General features: G+C 34.3%; 13 protein-coding genes and 1 pseudogene. All 14 read left to right on the plus strand.

The window, feature by feature from the left end; genetic code table 11:
- Window positions 1–15: 15 nt before the first annotated feature.
- The 14 genes and pseudogenes from ACSVH5_RS02045 to ACSVH5_RS02110 all read left to right on the plus strand — a co-directional run bounded on the left by ACSVH5_RS02045 (window position 16) and on the right by ACSVH5_RS02110 (window position 19310).
- A complete protein-coding gene (locus ACSVH5_RS02045; RefSeq protein WP_438059798.1) occupies window positions 16–612 on the plus strand; it encodes a restriction endonuclease subunit S in 597 nt (198 codons plus the stop codon).
- The gene (locus ACSVH5_RS02050; RefSeq protein ID WP_438059799.1) at window positions 602–2122 is read left to right on the plus strand and encodes a type I restriction-modification system subunit M; all 1521 of its coding nucleotides are present in this window, start codon (window positions 602–604) and stop codon (window positions 2120–2122) included. Before ACSVH5_RS02045 ends, ACSVH5_RS02050 begins: the two co-directional genes overlap by 11 nt.
- A gap of 49 nt (window positions 2123–2171) precedes the next feature.
- On the plus strand, window positions 2172–3404 hold the full coding sequence (locus tag ACSVH5_RS02055) for a restriction endonuclease subunit S (RefSeq protein WP_438059800.1): 1233 nt from the start codon (window positions 2172–2174) through the stop codon (window positions 3402–3404).
- Between the two features lie 24 nt (window positions 3405–3428).
- Entirely contained in the window at window positions 3429–4151 is a 723-nt protein-coding gene (locus ACSVH5_RS02060) for a DUF3800 domain-containing protein (RefSeq protein ID WP_438059801.1), read from the plus strand.
- A 1-nt stretch (window position 4152) separates the two neighbouring features.
- A complete protein-coding gene (locus tag ACSVH5_RS02065) occupies window positions 4153–4650 on the plus strand; it encodes a hypothetical protein (RefSeq protein WP_438059802.1) in 498 nt (165 codons plus the stop codon).
- 194 nt (window positions 4651–4844) lie between these two features.
- Complete coding sequence (locus ACSVH5_RS02070; RefSeq protein ID WP_438059803.1) at window positions 4845–7997, plus strand: type I restriction endonuclease subunit R; 3153 nt, start codon at window positions 4845–4847, stop codon at window positions 7995–7997.
- Between the two features lies 1 nt (window position 7998).
- Window positions 7999–8694, plus strand: a complete 696-nt coding sequence (locus tag ACSVH5_RS02075; RefSeq protein WP_438059804.1) for a M48 family metallopeptidase — start codon at window positions 7999–8001, stop codon at window positions 8692–8694.
- Between the two features lie 136 nt (window positions 8695–8830).
- The gene (locus ACSVH5_RS02080; protein ID WP_438059805.1) at window positions 8831–13534 is read left to right on the plus strand and encodes an AlbA family DNA-binding domain-containing protein; all 4704 of its coding nucleotides are present in this window, start codon (window positions 8831–8833) and stop codon (window positions 13532–13534) included.
- Window positions 13535–13949: 415 nt separating this feature from the next.
- A complete protein-coding gene (locus ACSVH5_RS02085) occupies window positions 13950–14912 on the plus strand; it encodes an endonuclease/exonuclease/phosphatase family protein (protein ID WP_438059806.1) in 963 nt (320 codons plus the stop codon).
- Window positions 14913–15305: 393 nt separating this feature from the next.
- Complete coding sequence (locus tag ACSVH5_RS02090) at window positions 15306–15755, plus strand: LexA family protein (RefSeq protein WP_438059807.1); 450 nt, start codon at window positions 15306–15308, stop codon at window positions 15753–15755.
- A 77-nt stretch (window positions 15756–15832) separates the two neighbouring features.
- Window positions 15833–17092 (plus strand): Y-family DNA polymerase, encoded by a 1260-nt coding sequence (locus ACSVH5_RS02095; protein WP_438059808.1) that lies wholly within the window; start codon window positions 15833–15835, stop codon window positions 17090–17092.
- Window positions 17093–17228: 136 nt separating this feature from the next.
- The gene (locus ACSVH5_RS02100; protein ID WP_438059809.1) at window positions 17229–18392 is read left to right on the plus strand and encodes a TIR domain-containing protein; all 1164 of its coding nucleotides are present in this window, start codon (window positions 17229–17231) and stop codon (window positions 18390–18392) included.
- A gap of 205 nt (window positions 18393–18597) precedes the next feature.
- Window positions 18598–18750: pseudogene (locus ACSVH5_RS02105) on the plus strand (DUF4113 domain-containing protein).
- Window positions 18751–18950: 200 nt separating this feature from the next.
- A complete protein-coding gene (locus ACSVH5_RS02110; RefSeq protein WP_438059810.1) occupies window positions 18951–19310 on the plus strand; it encodes a hypothetical protein in 360 nt (119 codons plus the stop codon).
- The last annotated feature ends 77 nt before the right edge of the window (window positions 19311–19387 follow it).

The raw sequence follows: 19387 nt of genomic DNA on the forward strand, positions 1-19387 counted from the left end.
TTAAATAAAAATAAAATGAAAACAGTTCAAAAATTATCAGAAATTGCCAATATTCGTTCTGGAATGGTAGTAGCTAAAACAGCTAACAATGACGAAAAGTTACTCTCAAATGCCTATGTTAGGATGATAGGCACTTCAGATTTTGATGACAATGGTTTTCTAACACCAGTTCTAGAACCCAATGTTTTGTATAAAAAAGTAATAGAAAAAAATTACTTGCAATACAATGAAGTACTTTTCAATGCCAAAGGGAGACGTTTTTTTGCGTGTTTGTTCAAAAACGAATTCGAAAATACTATCGCTAGTGCTTCTTTTTTGATAGTAACACTATGTAAGGACTGTATTTTACCAGAATATTTAGTGTGGTATCTGAACCATCCCGAGACCCTCAAAGTCTTCGACTCCAAAATGACCACACAAGTGATGCCTTCGATCACCAAACAAGAATTAGGAAACTTAGAAATAATAATTCCTACATTTGAAACACAAAAACAAATCGTAGCATTAGACCTACTTAAAAAGAAACAAATCAACATTCAAAAAGAGTTAATCACTCTTGAAGAAAACTACATCAACGCAATCACCTATAAAAAATTAAAAAATGAGCAATAAAGTAACGCAAAAAGACATCAATAATACCGTTTGGAAAGCATGTGACACCTTTCGTGGAGCCATTGACCCTTCACAATACAAAGATTACATTTTAACGATGTTATTTTTAAAATACGTAACAGACGTATACAATGAAAAAAAATCGGAATACAACCAAAAATATGATGGTAACGAAGACCGTGTAAAAAGAGCTTTAGAACGCGAGCGTTTTATAGTTCCAGACGAGTCGAGTTTTGATTTCTTGTTCGAAAACAGAAACAATCCTAAAATCGGGGAAATGATCAACCATGCTTTGGCGGAACTTGAAGAAGCCAACCGTGAAAAATTAGGAGGTCATGATGGTTCTAACATTTTTAGAAACATCGATTTTAACAGTTCTAACTTAGGCGATGCAAAAGGTAAAATAGCCCGTTTACGCAATTTGCTAACGGATTTTAAATCCTTAAATCTTTCGTCTTCAAATTTAGAGAACAACGATGTGATTGGTGGCGCTTATGAATTCTTAATTGCCAATTTCGCTTCAGATTCAGGTAAAAAAGCAGGAGAATTTTTTACCCCTGGTGAAGTTTCTACTTTACTAGCCAAATTAACGAAATCAAAACCCGGTTCTCGTATTTATGATCCTACCTGTGGTTCTGGATCTCTTTTAATAAAATCGGGTCGTGAAGTAGGTGATAATAATTTCTCCTTATTCGGTCAAGAAGCCAACGGTAGCACTTGGGCCTTAGCGGTTATGAACATGTATTTGCACGGCTATGACAGTGCAGTGATTCGTTGGGGCGACACCCTGCGCAATCCTAAACACAAGGAAGGTGATGCGCTCATGCTGTTTGATACCGTCGTTGCCAATCCTCCTTTTTCGTTGGACAAATGGGGAGCAGAAGATTTAGCATCAGACAAATACAACCGCTTTTGGAGAGGGGTGCCTCCCAAATCCAAAGGAGATTGGGCGTTTATTTCACACATGTTAGAGTCGCTAAATGCCACTGGGAAAGCAGGAGTAGTAGTCCCTCATGGCGTATTGTTTAGAGGAGCTGCCGAAGGCAAAATACGTGCTCAAACCCTGCAAGAAGATTTAATTGAAGCCGTGATTGGCCTACCTGCCAACTTGTTCTTTGGCACGGGTATTCCAGCTGCCATTATTATCTTTAATAAAAAGAAACTAAATAAAGAAAAATTCTTGTTCATAGATGCCAGCAAAGGTTATGATCCGGGCAAAAACCAAAATGTACTAGGCGAAAATCATATCGAGCATATCCTAGAGGTGTATACCCAATTTCACGACCAATCTATGGAAAAAGGCATCGTGGAAGACAAATTTGCCTACATAGCAGACCTAGCCGAAATCACCGAAAATGAAGGCAACCTAAACATTCCTCGCTATGTAGATACCTATGAAGAAGAACCCGAAATTGACATTGCAGCCACTCAAAGTCGTATCACAGAACTCGAACAAGAACTAGCCGGGGTAAAAACAGAAATGGAACAATACCTGCAAGCATTTAAATAAAATCTGATATTAGGGAGATTGTATAAGGAACCCTACTGAAACTAAAAATATGAAACAAGGATATAAAGAAAGTGAATTGGGGTTAATTCCTGTGGATTGGGTAGTTAAGAGGATTAAAGATGTATTAGATTTTTTCCCAACTGCAAGTTATTCTAGAGCGGATTTGTCAGTTGATGGAGAAGCTCAATATTTGCATTATGGAGACATCCATACTAAGTTTGATTTCTATTTAAGAATAAATTCAAAAAATTTACCTAACATTAGTTTGGATAAGCTAAGAAATTATAAAACTCTAAAAGTAGGTGATTTAGTAATGACTGATGCTTCAGAAGATTATGATGGCATTGGGAAAGCTGTTGAAATTTTGGAAGTATCTGAAAACAAAGTAATTCCTGGTTTACACACATTTTTACTAAGAGATAAAGAGGATAATTTTTCATTAGGTTTTAAAGGTTACTTAACGGTAAGTGACGCTGTAAAAAAACAATTTCAGAGAATTGCTGTTGGTACTAAAGTCTATAGTTTATCTAAAACAAGTTTACAAAACCTAAAAATCCCACTCCCCCCTCTCCCAGAACAAAAAGCCATAGCCGATTGTCTAGCGACCTGGGATAAAGCCATAGAAAGCCAAACCCTGCTTATAAAAGCCAAAGAAACCCGCAAAAAAGCCCTAATGCAACAGCTACTTACCGGCAAAAAACGATTGCCCGGCTTTACAGAGGAGTGGAAGGAAGTTAAATTGGGGGATTTGTTTTCGGAACGTAATGAAGTGAAAATTGCAGATTTGCCTTTATTGTCTATTGGCCAAGAGGGAGTTTACCCTCAAACAGATTCAAATAAAAGAGATATATCCAATGCCGATAAGTCAAAGTATAAAAGAATTATCCCTGGAGATATTGGATATAACACAATGCGAATGTGGCAAGGACGTTCTGCTTTAAGTAGTTTGGAAGGTATTGTGAGTCCAGCATATACTATTTTGAAACCAAAGGAAAATGTAAATTCATATTATTTTTCGATACTATTCAAAACGAGTAAGTTAACAAATCTCTTTTGGAGAAATTCGCAAGGACTTGTTGATGATACACTTAATTGTAAATACAAAGATTTTTCTAAAATTAAATACAGAGTACCTTCTTTTGAAGAACAAAATGCAATTGCAACAATTTTAAGTACTACCGAAAAGGAAATCCAAATAGAAAATCAAAAATTAGTAGCGTTGCAAGAACAAAAGAAAGGCATGATGCAACAACTGTTAACAGGCAAAGTAAGGCTAGTATAAAGCGCATAGCAAGCTATTAAAACTATGGAAAAAACAATTTACATCGATGAAAGCTGCCATCTCGAGAATGACCAATTGCCCTTAATGTGCATTGGCTACACCAAAATTGACAGCTCAAAATACGAAACCTACAAAAAGGAGATAAAGGCCATAAAGCGAAAACACCATTCGCCTACAGAAATTAAATGGAACAAATTATCCATGTCTCGTGTAGCCTTGTACAAAGATTTGATTGATTATTTTTTTCAAAACGACATACATTTTAGAGCGATATTAGTAAAAAATAAAGCCCAGTTAAACCACGCAAAATTCAATAAAGGCGATCACAATTCCTTTTATTACACATTGGTGTATCTACTGCTAAAAAACCCTTATGTTAATGCTACCGAAGACCAATTCAAAGTAATTTTGGATATCAAAGACACCCGAGGCAAAGAACGACTGCGCAATTTAGACCTCAGATTAAAAAAGGAATACCAAACAAAATACCAAAAAGAATCGCCTTTTCATTTCTTTCAACACATCCGTTCGGACGAAAGTGAATTGTTACAACTCACCGATTTATTTATTGGTGCCATTACTTATAAAGCTCGCAAAGCCCATAAAGAAGAAAAGGCCTCCGAAGTAAAGAAAATAATCGTAAGGTATCTAGAACAAAAATCGGGTTACGTGCTGCACGATGGTACAAACCCTTTTGAGGAAAAATTCAATATTTTTGATTTTCAAATTCAAACCAATCAACTGTAATATGGAAGAACACGAGTTGGACCTCTTAGAAGATTTGTTTGAAGACTTGACTATTGATGGGCCAGATAACAACCAAATGCATACCTTGTATGGTATTTTTAAACAGGATATGATGGTAGCACCCATTTTTATTGGCAAACAGCAAGTGGGATTTGATAAAAGAAAATCGACACACCCTTTGTTTAAAGGTAAACCGGTAGGGTTTGAACATATTTGTACCCGTGAAAGTAAGCATTCTCGCATCAGATATTTTGACCCAGAAAGAACCAATAAAATACATTGGATAAAACCAGTTGTATTCAATCAAGAAGACAATAGGGTAAAATATTTTGAAAGGCTACATTTTAATGGTCAAAATCAACGGTATTTTTGGTTTCAAGCCAAAAGCTACGTAGTAATTGTTAGAGAAATTACAAGTAATTTGCAATTGGTCACCGCTTTTAAAGTAGATAAAACAGAAGAAAACCGATTTAAAATTTGGTATAGAGAATACCAATAGGCATAAAAAAACCCCACTTCGTAAGTGAGGCACGTATCTTTAGGCAATACGACTGATACAACAAATGTGCTAAGCCAAGTCCTTTACCCTTTGGGTATTGACACCACAAAAGTAGTGCTTTTTTATAGAATATTCCAAATTTTACACATTAAAACAGCAATTGAACACAAAAACGATCGAAACTCCAATCATAAATGGCATTTACTGAAGACAATATTTCGCAAATCCCAGCCCTAAAATTATTGATCAACTTGGGCTTTGAGTACCTTTCACCTCAAGAAGCCTTGGGGTATCGTAAAAATAGAGAAAGTCAAGTACTGTTGACCGAGGTAGTACAGGAACGATTAAACTATATTAATACCATCAAAATTGGTAGTAAAAAGACAAAATTTGAGGCAGCCAATATCGAAAAAGCCATACAAAAACTTCAAGATATTCCATTAGCCGAAGGGTTGGTACACGCGTGTAATCATATTTATAATTTGTTGGTTTTTGGCTGTGCCCTAGAACAATCGATAGACGGCGACAAAAAAAGCCATACCATACAATACATCGATTGGAAAAATCCTGCCAACAATCATTTTCACGTAACCGAAGAGTTTTCCGTAATGCGTACAGGGCGCAAAGACACCTACCGCCCCGATATTGTGCTGTTTGTTAATGGGATACCTTTAGCAGTAATCGAATGCAAAAGCCCAACTATTAAAGACCCTATAAAACAAGCCATTAGCCAACATATTCGGAACCAACAAGAAAATGGAATTCAAAGTCTATATGTATACAGCCAAATACTTTTGGCCACGTCATTGGTAGAAGCCAAATACGCAACAACCAATACCAAAGAAGAGTTTTGGGCCGTCTGGAAAGAAAAAGACAACAACTTCTTAGAAAAACTAGAGGCTATTGTAAATACTCCATTGGCTAAAGATGTTGAAACCAAAATTTTTAATTCTGAAAGTAGAAATTCTTTTGACCATAAGGCCTACATAGAAAAGTACCAACAAAGAGTAGCCCCAACGCAGCAAGATATTTTTATCCAAGGCTTGCTAAGTCCAGAGCGATTGCTGGCTATTGTCAAAGATTTTATTCTTTTTGAAGCGGGAGTGGTCAAAAAAATTGCACGTTTTCAACAGTTTTTTTCGATAACTAAAATTATAGATCGGATAAAACCTGTTCGTAACGGCAAACGCAAAGGAGGTGTGATTTGGCACACCCAAGGCAGTGGAAAGTCCTTAACAATGGCTATGCTAGCGCGCAAAATTCAAGATACCATACCTAATCCACAAATTATTTTGGTAACCGACAGGGTCGACTTGGACCGCCAAATTACGGCAACCTTACAAAAAGTTGAAGTTGACGTAATTAATGCAGCCTCGGGGAAGCAGTTAGTGAGTTTACTTCAAGGCAATGGCGATTTGGTAATTACCACCATTGTTAACAAATTTGACGCAGCTGTTAAAAGCTTATCCGATAAGCAAATTACAGGCCACAACATTTTTGTTCTAATCGATGAGGGCCACAGAACGCAACACGGTGTCTTTAATGTGAATATGGAAAAGGTATTGCCCAACGCCTGCTTCATAGTGTTTACAGGAACTCCTTTAATGAAAAAACAAAAAAATACCGCCAATAAATTTGGGGGTATTATTGATACGTATCCCATTGCAGAAGCGGTAGCCGATGGAGCTATTGTTTCAATTCTATACGAAGGACGCTTAGCGGTTCAGGATGTAAATAGAGCAGCCTTAGACAAAGGAGTAGACCGTGTGATGGAAGACTTAGAGGAGTATCATAAGGCCGATCTAAAGAAAAAAATGAACCGTGCAGGACTAATCTCCAAAACGGATCAAAATATTTTTCAAATTGCTTTAGACATTAGCGATCATTTCTACACTACTTGGGGTGAAAATCATAATGGAGTACATTCTGGCTTCAGAGGAATGGTGGTTTGCCCAGATAAATTAACAGCGGTGAAGTACAAAAAAGCATTTGACCTGATCGCTAAAGTTAAGACCGAGGTGGTGATGTCAGCACCTGATACACGCGAAAACAATGAAGATGTCCACAGCTCTGAATCGCCTGAAGTCAATCAATATTACGACTTATTAAAAACTAAATATGGTCAGGATATGGATAAAACCATCATTCAACAGTATGAGAATGGTGAAAATATCGAGTTACTGATCGTTATTGATAAACTTCTTACCGGCTTCGATGTACCACAAACGATTGTGATGTACTTATGCCGAAAATTAAAAGAGCACACTTTATTACAGGCAATAGCAAGGGTAAATAGAGTCTTTCCGGGCAAAGATTTTGGCTATATTATAGATTATGCGGGGATCATGGAAGAACTTCAAGTAGCACTAGATACCTACTCAGGGAATGAAGATACTTTCGACATAGCAGATCTTGAGGGCTCACTAACAGACATCAATGAACAGATTAAAAAATTACCTCGCGCACACGCAGATGTGGTAGCTGTTTTTAAAGGTATAAAAAACACTTTAAACATTGACGAGTACATTGTTTTGTTGTCTGACCAAGCCATAAGAGATGATTTTTATAACAAATTCAATCTCTTTACCCGAATTCTTAAAATAGCGCTTTCGTCATTAGAGTTTCACAAGGCTACAGAGGATAAAGAAATAGAGAGGTACAAAGACGATCTAAAAAGATTCGCTAACATTCGTGTGGCAGCCAATTCAGTTTACCAAGATAAAATAAGCTTTACTCAATATGAAAAACAACTTGAAAAATTACTAGATCAGCACGTCATTACTGAAGAAATTATACGCTTAGTAGAACCCCTAAATATTTTGGATGCTGATGCTTTTGATCAAGAAGTAGAAAAACTTATTGGAGCTAGGGCTAAAGCTGAAAAAATAGCCGCAGCTACTTCAAAATACATAGCGATTAATGTAGATTCAAATCCAGCACTTTTTAAAAAATTATCTGAGTTGATTAGTGAAACAATAGCAGATATGAGAGCAAATCGACTTTCTGAAATTGAAGCACTCAAAAAATTGAAAGAAATCAAAGAAAATGTCATCAATGGCGCTTCAAATACTATCCCGCTTGAAGTACAAGATAAAAAAAGAAATAAAGCTATTTTTCAATTGTTTGAGGAGGAAAAAATGGAAAACAGTAATACAGTAGACATGACATTAACGTTTGATAAAATTGTTTCAAATTATGAAGTGGTAGATTGGCACAAGCGTACGGATATCATCAATACCATAGAATTAGAATTCGGAGATTATTTAATGGACGTATTCGATGTTCCAATGACAAAAGCAGACGAATTAACCAAAAGAGCTATTGATATCGCTATTGCAAATAGATAAAATGACAAAAGAGCAAATAGAATATGGAAGTCATACTATTGAATTTGAATTAAAATATTCAGATAGAAAAACCCTTGGAGTAAAAATCTTACCAGATACATCGGTCTATGTTACCGCTCCAACAGATCTTCCTTTGTGTAAAATAAAAGAAAATCTAGCCAAAAAAGCGAGTTGGATAATCAAACAAAAAACGTATTTCTTGAATTTTGATACTACGGAAGTATCCTATCAAATTAAATCAGGGTATGCAGTGCATTACCTCGGCAGACAATATAAGGTAATGGTCCAATTAGCGGCTGAAAATGAAGTAAATTACAACGGTAATTTGTTTCTGATAACAGTTAAAAATAAAGAAAAAGCCCAAGCTGTTTTTGACCAATGGTTGAAAGAAAAAGCGATGACTAGAATAACAGAAATAGCAAAACCAATTATCAGGAAATTTGGAGAGTCTTTTTTTATGCCAAAAGAGATATTTTTTCAAGACATGCCCAAACGTTGGGGAAGTTGTACCATAAAAGACAAATTAATTTTTAACCCCAAATTAATTCACACTCCCAAGCGCTGTATAGAGTACGTAGTAATGCATGAATTATGCCATATGATTCATAAACACCATAATGACAACTTTTTTAAATTACTTACTCAAATGATGCCTGATTGGGAAAAAAGAAAAGCTAAATTAGATGGTTATTTGTGAGTTGTTTTAAAATTTCATGCATCTAAGTGTATCAAATAATTTAATTGTGTAGTGTATCCAAAGTAATTAAAAACTCAAATATTTTAAATCATTTCAAAATGTTACATGCATTAACACTCTCAACAATTTTATAAATATGACTGAAAAAATAATTAGAATTAGTAAAGTATTAAGAGAATTAAACATTTCTTTGGAAAGTGCCTTAAAGTATTTAAAAAGTGAAAATATTTATATAGTTGCAAGTCCAAATACCAAAATTAACAATGGCGTATACAACCTTTTAGTTGAAAAGTTTAAAACCAAAAACCATATTTCAGCTTCAAATACTTCAAATGATAATCAACCACAAATGGAGCGCAATAGTCACAGGCTTTTTATCGTAATTGAACAAAAAGAGAGAAGTACTATTGTTAGAGATTGTATTACTGAAAAAACTTATCCCTGTAAAAAAATTGCAAAATTAGTTGGTTACGATGTAACAATGCAAGTTAGAGTGCTGGATGATCCGGATAAACCCAAATTAAGCTATAGCGTTTTAAATGATTTTGTGGAGAATAAAGAGTATGAATTTGAAATACTTGAAAAAAAAGAAAATGGCTATAAGATTGAATACTCTGTCAACTATACTTCTTTCATACCCTTCTCTTTTGAAAAATATATCGAAAACAATAAAATAAAGTTGACAATTGACAAAATTGATGTTGATCTAAATAGATTGTCATTTAAATTACCTACTGCCAAAACTATTGAAGTCAAAAACTATTCATTTTATAATAATATAGCTATTGAAAATGTTTTTTCAATTGGAGAAAAATATAATTTCACAGTTTACGGTTTTAGAAAAATTGATGATAATACCTCTATTTTATTACTAGAGCATCAAGGATTTAAAACCACTGTTAAAGCTTTTCCTTTTCAAAAAGAAAACAATTTGCCAGAAAATGTTACATGTTTGGTTACAAAGATATTTGATAACAAAATGTATCTTCAACAGGATAGATTTTCAACTTTTAATAATCTCTACAAGGAAGGAATGCAATACGAGTTTCATGTGCTTAGCATGGAGAATGATAGCAAATCCAATTCTAATTACTTTCTATTAGAAGATAATTATGGTTTCAATCACAAACTTTACTACCATGAATTTGACAATGCTGATTTTGAATCAATCGAAATAGACAACAAAATTTCTTTGTATTTACGAAAAATTGATGAAAAAGGCTTCTTAGTTTTATACCTTAATTCATTTGCTAATCAAGGTGAATTTATTACAGCTCAGTCAGTTTTTGAAAAGATTGAGCAAGCTGATAATGTAAAAAAATATTTTTTTGATTTGGAAGAAATTCTACAATCTAGAAAATTTAAGTACCAAAATTTTTCGCAACTTTTTGAAGATTATGCAAACAAAGAAAATCTTTGGATTTTCTCCTATTTAAGTTTTTTAGATGCGTTAATTCAAAATTACGTTAAACACAATGAATTAGAAAAGGCTATAGAATTTAATAACATTTACATTGCTGTTGAAGAATGGATGCTCGAAGGATCTGATTTTCTTCAAAAATTCAGTCAAGAAAAAAAGTTAACCATAATTAAAAAAGCTGAAGACCAATTAGCAAAAGCCAAGGCTAAAAATGAAGCTTTAAGACTAATATTAGATGACAAAAGTGATGATTATATTGAGGAAGTTCTAAAAACACTTAGACTAAGTAGCTATCTTAGAGGTCATAAAATAAATATATTTAAGTATATCATTTTTTCAAAAACAGAAATTGCTAACACAAGAACTTTAATCGAAATATTACTTTTATTAATAAAAGGTGACATGCTGGATCCTTTTGATATTAATAATTTTATTAATATCCTCCAAAAAAGAATTAATGTTGAAAGATATGATTTAACACCAAGCCTAATAGCTAATGAATCTAAACAGTTTGATGAAAATACAGCAATTGCTGTTCAAAATATAATTAGCGTACTAGGATTACAAATAATTTTATTCACTCAAAGTGGGAATACCCCAAAAGCGATACTTAAATCAGCGATGATGTGTAGATACATAAGTATTTTATGTGTTGATGAAGTTACAAAAAAGAATTATTTAGAAAAAAGCATTGAGTGCATAACCTCCTCTAAAACAATTAACTTAAATCCGGAGGTGTTCCATAATTTTAAAATAGAAAAACTATCGAAGTTAATTTTAGCAAAAGATACATCAGTAAGAAGTGAAAATCTGTTAGGCAACCAATTATTCAATCAAAATGGTTCTATTTATGCTTCGCAAAGTGGTTGGGCAATTTTATCCAAACAACAAGATTCTATTTCCTTAAAGAAAAAGGAGCTGAAATTAAATAAGTTGGCTTCATTTTTTGACGACAAAATATGTGTCGCAACCCCTTATGATTTTGACTACGATCTAGTTAATAATGCTTCAATCGAAGATTGCTTCAACAATTGGACTAAATATTATTCATTATCAAACATTAAAAAATCAAAAAAATCCAAGCAAAGTGAAAACCTAGCGGTTGGTCAAAAAATAAGTGTCATCGCTAAAAATTATTTAAAGAACAATAATAACATTCTTTTTCTACAAATAACAGACCCTGATTTTGAAGGTGATGGTATAATACCAGCAAATGAAATTTTCAAGTGTTATCTGGACGGTATTAATGAAATAATAAATCCTAAAGATGAGTTTAATGCTGAAATCATTAAAATGGATGATAAAGGAAGAATTTCATTTTCAATTCTAAATGATATCTGGGAAAAAACGATTACTGAAGCAAATATTAACGACAACATCGAAGCCAAAGTGCTTCAAATCAACAACAAAGACATCTTTCTGATTACAGAAAATGGTCATTATGGATATTTATATAACATTGACAATTTATTTGATTTTGAGGAAAGAAAAGTTTACAAATTTAAAATTGAGGACATTAACTACGAAAAGATGTCTTTAAATTTAAAATATGTAGCTAATTCAGATAGTTATTTCAACGAAAAAAGTGTTCTTAGACAGTTTCTTGAACGATCAAACATCCTATTATCCAATGAAGAAAATGAATTGAATGAAGAAAGCATCGGTCATAATTATAGTTTATTGATAATCGAATTATTGAAATGTATCGAAAGTTATATTTATTTTGAAAAGGATTTATCTAAAAAATTTGAATATTTCCAACTTTCAAAATTAATTGGTTCCATAACGAGGAATCCAAAATCATTTTATTTCGATGCTATTATTACTTATCATCTAAATGTTCTTAATTTTAAAAACGCTGATTTCAAAAACAGTAGCTTTAATTTTGAACCAATTGACGATAAAACTTTAAGCTTTCTAAAAAGTTTAGAAAAAATTAATGAAATCTATAAATATCTTAATTACTTCAATAAACCTGATAGCATTCCAGACCTAATTCTACACAGAAATGAAGCAGAAAATAAAGACAAGTTAAGATTAATTAATATAATTTTAGCTCACAATTTACTATTAACGGATGATTCAGATGAAATTATTTTTAGAAGAACCAAAGATTTGATTTATGAATATTTGACTAATGAAAAAACAAACTCATTCAGTAATTTAATTTCCCCAATTCAAAATGAGGATACTACCGAAATTGATAATGAAATTGATAATGATGTAGAAGAATTAAAAATTGAACCAACAAATTTAGGCAAAGAAGGCCCTTACCGTGAATTCAAAACATCATTTATTTATTATGCAGGATCCAGCAGTGCAGATGTAGATAAGCAATCCTTCGTTATAATGAAAACTATGGCAGGTTTTTTAAATGCTAAAGGTGGTAGTTTGTTCTTAGGCGTTAATGATTATGGTGAAATTATTGGTTTAGAAAATGAATACAAATATTTTAGCCAATCAGCAAATGATGATAAATATGAAAGAGAGATAAGAAGTTATATCGTCAAGTCTTTCAATAAAGATGTGAATAGTCAAATTGAATTTAAATTTCATAAATCTTTTAATTTAGAATATTGCGAGATAATTATTCCTGAGTATGAAAAACCTGTTCCATTAAATGACAGTTTCTATCAAAGACAAGGCAACGAAACAAGAATCATTACAGGCAATGATCTAGTTTTATTTTTTGAAAGAAAATTACAAGCCAAGAGATTCTCCGATAGTGTAGTTTTTAATGTCACTAAAGAAATTGACAATTCCAATAATTCAAAATCATACTCAAATATACCTGAACCAATTGAAATAGATCTTACTCAAGAAAATCCTGATTTTTATGTAGACCAAAAAACAGCTAATGATCAATTAACCATTGATTATAATATTGTTGCGTCCAAAGTTATTGCCTACTTATACATTTTTATTAATGGCAAATATCTATTAAGCCGTAAAAATTTATCTGATATTAAGGGAGCAGAAGAAATAGTTATTTATGACAATATGAAAAAAGGATATTTGCTGCAATGTTACGATAATGGTTGCGTAAACAAAGTTGAGGTTAGGACATTATTAGATAAAACATTTAATTTCCTTTATAGTGGTGCCTTCAGCTTAGAAGGAAATCTTATTGGTTTATTTTTAATAAAAGAAGATTGTCTTATTGAGGTCAATACCATTAGAAATGAGATTCGTTATGTAAAGCTTTTCAAAACAACTGACATAACGGCTCATACACATTTAAAATTGAAAGGGAATAATATTGTTCAGGCAGATTTTGATAAATTAGATAGTTTTAGAATAATTGACAAAATTCATAGTGATAAATTATCAAGAATTACATATTCTTCAAAACAAAGATTAGGTGCAAAAGTAAATAATCCCATATATAGTGATGAAATAAAATATCTCAACTCATTATAAAATTATGAACAATTAATTAGGAAACATCTGCATTTTGATTTTGTAGGTGCTTTTCCGTTTCATAACACATTCACACTGTACACTAAAATCTGAACCCTGAATGCTTTCTATCTAAGCACCCTCAAAATCAAAAAAAAAAAGCCAGCAAGAGTATGAATTTTTATGAAGGCGTTTAGTTTCTTATCGTAACATAAAAACCCGATAGCGGATTTTCAATCCGTGCCACTCGATGTAACAAAGCACTACCCCATTCAAACAACTTAGCAAATTTGAATGTTATATTCAGAGTAAGGACAGCTCGCGAGCTGTCCCATCCCCTTCTCCATTCCAATCCACAATACTTGCTTAATACACAAATAATCTGCTAATTAAATAAAATCCCTATCTTTAATTTCAGAACCCAATGCACAAAAAAATGGATACAATTGAAGATAAATTACCAGTAGATATAGCAGCCAATCTCAAAGAACTAAAAGAAGATTTAGACCTAAAAATACCACCCAAAAAACTAGAAAAAAACCTACTCATTGCCACTTGGAATATTAGAGGATTTGGAGACATTACCCGCAAGTGGACATCGTCCCCTACAGACAGTCCCAAAAGAGATCTACATTCTTTGGTGTGTATCGCCGAGATCATCAAACGATTTGATGTAATAGCAGTCCAAGAAGTAAAGGCCAATCTAAAAGGACTACGCGATGTGTTGAAAGTCTTAGGTTCCGATTGGTCCCTAATCCTAACCGACGTCAATCAAGGCGATGTGGGCAATGGCGAACGTATGGCCTATCTCTTTGATACCCGTCGCGTAAACCTTTCCGGTCTAGCCTGCGAATTAGTCGTTCCAGACGAATGGACCAAAACCATCAACAAAGGAATGCTCGACAAACAATTTGTGCGTTCCCCTTATGCAGTGAGTTTTAGGGCGCAAAACCAAACCTTTATTTTGGTCACCTTACACATCCTTTTTGGAAATACCTCCAGCGATCGCATCACCGAGCTCAAAGGCATAGCCAAATGGTTGGCAAGTTGGGCAGACGACGTCAACGCCTACCACCAAAACCTAATCGCCTTAGGAGATTTCAACATCGACAAACGCGGCGACTTACTAAATCAAACTTTTATCTCCGAAGGATTATATATTCCACCCGCTTTACAAAACGACAAAGTAACCCGTTCCATCTTCGATGAAACCAAATACTATGACCAAATCGCTTGGTTCCAAAACAGCAACAAGAAAAACAACCTATCGTTAGAATTCATTACAGGCGGCAATTACGACTTCATCAAAACCGCTCTATCCAACCGTGGCCTCAACAAACAAGCCCTATCCTTCATGCTATCCGACCACTACCCCCTCTGGGCAGAATTCAAACTATAATCCCGTACGGACAGCTCGCGAGCTGTCCCCTTATTTCCTTAATCACTATAAAATAAAAATCACCCCGCTATACAAATCCTTGACTTCGTATTTTTTCTTATAGCCCTGAATAAGCATACCTACAAAAAGTCTAAGTGACATTAAAGTGATGTGAGGTAGTTCAGCTACCCGAACGCGGATTTACACACGAACGTAGTGAACTGATGAACTAATCCGTGCTAAAAGTAATACAGTATCATTCTCTTTTCGCTTTTCCCAGAAACCCAATAACCGTCAAACCGATAACCGTTAACCGTTAACCGATAACCGAAGCCCGAAAACTGCCCCCCACCGTTAATAACTATTTCCCCTCATTTCCAAACAACCAACAACTATCTTCTCTAATTTTGTAAAATGAAATTAAGAAGCATACAAAATACCACCACACTAGAATTTTACACCGCAGATTTTACAACCGCGTTAGACATTCCGTTTATGGATACAGGAATCAGCGCGGGTTTTCCCTCCCCAGCTGATGATTTCTTGGAGTTGAGTATCGACCTCAACAAACACCTCATCAAGCACAAAGACAGCACTTTTTTTGCAAAAGTCAAAGGACATTCTATGAAGAATGCAGGGATCTTCGATGGAGATTTGTTGGTAATCGACAAAAGTTTGCCCCCACAAGACGGCAAAATTGCCATTTGCCAAATCGATGGTGAATTCACCGTCAAGCGCATAAAAATAGAACAAGACCTCGTGTGGCTCATCGCCGAAAACGAAGCCTACGCCCCCATCAAAGTCACCCCCGAAAACGAACTCATGATCTGGGGCATCGTCATCCACAGTATCAAATCATTTTAATCTTTTAACTACCTCACCACCCTGAGCGGAGTCGAAGGGCTAACTTCTAACTTCTAACATCTAACATCTAACTTCCCATGTATGCTCTCGTCGATTGCAACAACTTCTACGCTTCATGCCAACGCGTATTCGAACCCCACTTAATTGGAAAACCAGTAGTCATACTCTCCAATAACGATGGGTGTGTTATCGCTCGTTCCAACGAAGCAAAGGCCTTAGGCATCCCCATGGGAGCCCCAGCATTCGAGTACAAAAAGCTCTTTGAACAACATAACGTATTTGTGTATTCATCCAATTATGCCCTATATGGCGACATGAGCAGTCGAGTGATGAACATCTTATCAACCTACACCCCAGAAATAGAAATCTACAGCATTGATGAAGCGTTTCTAAAATTCACAGGATTCGATTATGTGAATTTAGAGGAATACGGCATCCAAATCCAACGCACAGTAACCAAGAACACAGGCATCCCCATCAGTGTGGGCTTCGCACCAACCAAAGCCTTAGCCAAAGTAGCCAACAAAATCGCTAAGAAATTCCCAGAACGCACCAAAAGCGTCTATGTTATAGATACGGAAGAAAAAAGAATCAAGGCCCTCAAATGGACCAAAATAGAAGACGTTTGGGGTATCGGTCGCAAACACAACAAACGCTTACAAGCCAAAAAAGTATTTACCGCCTACCAATTCACCCAACTCCCTGATGAATGGGTGCGTAAAGAAATGGCAGTTGTTGGGTTGAGGTTAAAACACGAACTAGAAGGCAAACCAACCTTAGACCTCGAATTGCCCAAAAGCAAAAAGATGATCGCCACGACCCGTTCCTTCGAAAAGCCAATGACCAAACGAGAAGACATGGCAGAACGCGTAGCCACCTTTACCGCATCTTGTGCCCAAAAACTACGCAAGCAAAACAGCCATTGTAATATGATTATGGTATTTGTACACACCAACTATTTCCGCAAAGACCAACCCCAATATTCCCGAAACATAGTCATCAAAACCGATTTTCCCACCAACTCCACTATCGAGTTAAACCACTACGCCCAAATCGGACTAAAAGCCATTTTCAAAGAAGGCTACCACTACAAAAAAGCAGGCGTAATCGTTATGGGATTAACGCCCAACAACGAAACCCAACTTTCCTTATTCAACACCAGCAACCCTAAACACCAACCCTTAATGAGCGTCATCGACCAACTCAACCAATCCTACGGCACCAACAAAATCAAATTCGCCACCCAATCCCTCGGCCGCCAGTGGAAAATGAAGCAGGAAAAACTCTCCCCCTGCTACACCACCAGAATCAGTGATATTATTACCATAAAAGTGTAATACTGTACTAAAAGTTGTATATATTTGATAATAACAAGAAGCACAACAAAAGCCCCCAAAGCAACCCCATTTGTGGTGTATAAAGGAAATTTGTTGCTTGTATTTAACAGTTACCGGATATATCTAAACACATCTAATGAACGACAAAGTTTTTATAAGCTACGCTAAAGAAGATTATACTTTTGCAGAAAAACTATATGATTTCTTAAAAGAAAATGATTTTAAACCATGGCTAGACAAAAAAGAAATTCTTCCTGGTCAAGATTGGAATTATGTTTTACATAAATCTTTGCGAGAAGCAAATTATATTATTTTATTACTCTCACACACATCTGTACAAAAAAGAGGATATGTTCAACGAGAATTTAAATTGTCTTTAGAGTATTATGAAGAAAAATTGGAGGATGATATTTACTTAATACCTCTTAAAATAGATGATTGTGAAGTTCCTGATAGTTTGAGAAAATTTCAGTGGGTTGAGCACAATTCTCAAGACTGTTTTGATTTAGTCTTAAAATCTCTTTGTTTGCAGAGAAACAAATATGAGAGTTTTGAGAAAAAACAAATTGCATCAAAAGAAATATTTGCATATAAAGAACTCAATGAAGAATATGAATATAGCAATAACAATAAGACTAATTTCCAATTGAAATCCAGTTATGTGCAATTTACTGACGAAAGCATAGCAAGTTTATCAGAAGTAAATGCAATGATTAAAGGAAAAAATATTGATTTTATAACTAATTCGAGAAGAAATTTTATCGAGATTACTGGAGAAACCAAAGCCATTGAGGGCATCGATTGGTATTATGATCTTTCTATTACTCCAAATATGATTTCTAAATCGGTAATAAGTCTAAATGAAAATTTCTATTGTTATACAGGTGGTGCTCACGGAATTGGCATCATTAAAGGCTTAAACTTACATATAAACCCTACATTCACGATTGAAATACAAGACCTTTTTGAATATGAAGATCATGCCGTAGTTTTAAACTTTGTTTCAAATTTTTGCTTCAAAGAATTGCAAAAAATGTATAACGAATGGGTCGAAACTTCAGAAGAAGAAATTGAACTACAAACAAAAGAAACTTTATTTTGGGAAAAATCATTATTACCTGAATGGGACAAATATGATTCATATTTTATAACGAAAACTGGAATTGAAATAATCTTTAACCCTTATTCCGTTAGCGGGTATGCTTTTGGAATTCAATTTGTAACAATTCCTTTTGTTGAGCTTTTGAAAATTGTTACTGAAAAAAGTAAGTTGGAAGCTTTAATTCAAAAGATTCAATGATACTACCCGCTATACGAAGTCTCCTGACTTCGTATTTTTTTTATAAACCCTTGAATAAACATACCTACTTAAAGTCTCCTGACTTTTTCTATTAAAGATATATAAACCAGTACTCGCAAAATAGACAATCAACCTATGCCTCACTCCCAACAACGAAACCCAACAGACGTTGTTCATCATCTGCAAACCTAAACACCAGCTATTAATGAGCGTCATCGACCAACTCAACCAATGCTACGGCACCAACAAAATCAAATTCAGCACCCAATCCCTCGGCCGCCAATAGAAAATGAAGCAAGAAAAACTATCACTTAGCTACACCACCAGTATTAACGACATTGTAACAGTAAAAGTATAATCCATTTCTCAAAACTTCCCTATTTTTGAAAAAACCTATATGTGCTACAAACCTCAGATTATTTATCATACATGAGGTGTATACATGAAGGTATGAATCGGATAAATACTACTTAGCGCTAATTATAAAAACTGCGAAATATAAAGACAATTTAAACACAGAAACAAAGGAGAAAATTATTCTTTTTAACTATTGTTACTTTGACGACAATTTCTGCTTTTTCCCAAAGTACATCTGACACACCAAGTCAAAATATTTCTACAGATTGCAATGTTGAGTATAGGCTCTTCAATACAAAAAATTTATATACATTTATAAAACTGAATACAAAAAATGGACAAATGTGGCAAGTTCAATGGTCTACAAAAGGTAATGAGTTTGAAACTCCTCTATCCTTAACAACCCGAGTTACGAAAGAAGATGAGAAGAATGGAAGATTTTTTATTTATCCGACAACAAATATTTATAATTTCATTTTGCTTGACCAAATTGATGGACGAGTATGGCAAGTTCAATGGTCAGCTGAGCCTAAAGACAGAATTGTTCTACCAATAAATTAAAAGTTATTATTTTGTCATCAGATTTTAAAGCAAGAAAAGAGTACTTAAAAAAACGAAATTAAATAAAAGCCGAAACG

The sequence above is a fragment of the Flavobacterium sp. RSSA_27 genome, assembly GCF_051547125.1.
In the GTDB taxonomy this organism is placed as follows: domain Bacteria; phylum Bacteroidota; class Bacteroidia; order Flavobacteriales; family Flavobacteriaceae; genus Flavobacterium.

Coding starts and splice junctions, on each gene's coding strand:
- ACSVH5_RS02045 (WP_438059798.1), top strand. CDS start 16: ATGAAAACAGTTCAAAAATTATCAGAAATTGCCAATATTCGTTCTGGA.
- ACSVH5_RS02050 (WP_438059799.1), top strand. CDS start 602: ATGAGCAATAAAGTAACGCAAAAAGACATCAATAATACCGTTTGGAAA.
- ACSVH5_RS02055 (WP_438059800.1), top strand. CDS start 2,172: ATGAAACAAGGATATAAAGAAAGTGAATTGGGGTTAATTCCTGTGGAT.
- ACSVH5_RS02060 (WP_438059801.1), top strand. CDS start 3,429: ATGGAAAAAACAATTTACATCGATGAAAGCTGCCATCTCGAGAATGAC.
- ACSVH5_RS02065 (WP_438059802.1), top strand. CDS start 4,153: ATGGAAGAACACGAGTTGGACCTCTTAGAAGATTTGTTTGAAGACTTG.
- ACSVH5_RS02070 (WP_438059803.1), top strand. CDS start 4,845: ATGGCATTTACTGAAGACAATATTTCGCAAATCCCAGCCCTAAAATTA.
- ACSVH5_RS02075 (WP_438059804.1), top strand. CDS start 7,999: ATGACAAAAGAGCAAATAGAATATGGAAGTCATACTATTGAATTTGAA.
- ACSVH5_RS02080 (WP_438059805.1), top strand. CDS start 8,831: ATGACTGAAAAAATAATTAGAATTAGTAAAGTATTAAGAGAATTAAAC.
- ACSVH5_RS02085 (WP_438059806.1), top strand. CDS start 13,950: ATGGATACAATTGAAGATAAATTACCAGTAGATATAGCAGCCAATCTC.
- ACSVH5_RS02090 (WP_438059807.1), top strand. CDS start 15,306: ATGAAATTAAGAAGCATACAAAATACCACCACACTAGAATTTTACACC.
- ACSVH5_RS02095 (WP_438059808.1), top strand. CDS start 15,833: ATGTATGCTCTCGTCGATTGCAACAACTTCTACGCTTCATGCCAACGC.
- ACSVH5_RS02100 (WP_438059809.1), top strand. CDS start 17,229: ATGAACGACAAAGTTTTTATAAGCTACGCTAAAGAAGATTATACTTTT.